The following is a 329-nucleotide window of genomic DNA, read 5'->3' on the forward strand; positions in this document are numbered from 1 at the left end:
AGTAGGTAAGGTTCTTCGCGTTGCATCGAATTAAACCACATGCTCCACCGCTTGTGCGGGCCCCCGTCAATTCATTTGAGTTTTAACCTTGCGGCCGTACTCCCCAGGCGGTCGACTTAACGCGTTAGCTCCGGAAGCCACGCCTCAAGGGCACAACCTCCAAGTCGACATCGTTTACGGCGTGGACTACCAGGGTATCTAATCCTGTTTGCTCCCCACGCTTTCGCACCTGAGCGTCAGTCTTTGTCCAGGGGGCCGCCTTCGCCACCGGTATTCCTCCAGATCTCTACGCATTTCACCGCTACACCTGGAATTCTACCCCCCTCTAC

The 329-nt window shown here is 55.9% G+C and carries 1 rRNA gene; it reads right to left on the reverse strand.

The annotated features are described in order from the left end of the window. Nucleotides 1–329, reverse strand: a 16S ribosomal RNA gene (locus tag ACJ5GX_RS03390); the annotation flags it as partial.

The sequence above is a fragment of the Wolbachia endosymbiont of Tuta absoluta genome, assembly GCF_059414725.1.